Source organism: Geodermatophilus sp. SYSU D00708 (assembly GCF_054050115.1).
This window is the reverse complement of the sequence record NZ_JBJGYS010000065.1, coordinates 1-723: the sequence shown is the minus strand read 5'-3', so window position 1 is coordinate 723 and position 723 is coordinate 1. Positions and strand designations below refer to the sequence as shown.

The 723-nt window shown below is 75.9% G+C and carries 1 protein-coding gene; it reads left to right on the top strand.

What is annotated here, in order from left to right:
* Positions 1-723 (top strand): PKD domain-containing protein (locus ACI79D_RS24885; protein ID WP_456921217.1); only part of this gene is annotated, 723 nt, incomplete at both ends.

Sequence of the window (723 nt, the reverse complement as noted above, 5' to 3'; positions counted from 1 at the left end):
GCACCGAGGCCTGGCCCGGGGGCGAGGTCGTGGTGCCGGGGCTGACCTACACCGAGGGCATGACGCTCAACGCCCGGGTGCAGGTCTCGGGGTCGGGGACGACGCGGATCGAGGCCACGGTGTGGGCCGAGGGCAGCGCCGAGCCGGGCGCCGCGCAGCTGGTCCGCACCGACAGCACCGCGTCGCTGCAGGCGCCCGGTTCGGTGGGCATCACCGCCTACCGGCCCAGCAGCGCCACCGCCGCCACCGACGTCCGGGTCACCGGGTTCCGGGTGATGGCCGTGGGTGCGGACGAGCCGGAGAACGCCGCACCGACCGCCGCGTTCACCGCGACGGCCGCCGGCCTGCAGGTGTCGGTGGACGGCTCGGCCTCGGCCGACGCCGACGGGTCGATCGCCTCGTACGCCTGGGAGTTCGGTGACGGCACGACCGGCACCGGGGCGACCGCGGCGCACGACTACACGGTGGGCGGCACGTACACGGTGCGGCTGACCGTCACCGACGACAGCGGGGTCACCGGCGAGACGACCCGTCAGGTCGAGGTCAGCGCCCCCGCCGAGCTGCCGCTCCTGGCCGGCGACGCCTTCGGGCGCACGGTCTCGGCCGGTCTGGGGACCGCTGACGTGGGTGGTGCGTGGAAGGCGTCGGCCGGTGCCAGCCGGCTGTCGGTGACCCCGGGGACGGCGGTGCTGTCGCTGCCGGGCAAGGGCAACAACACCGGCG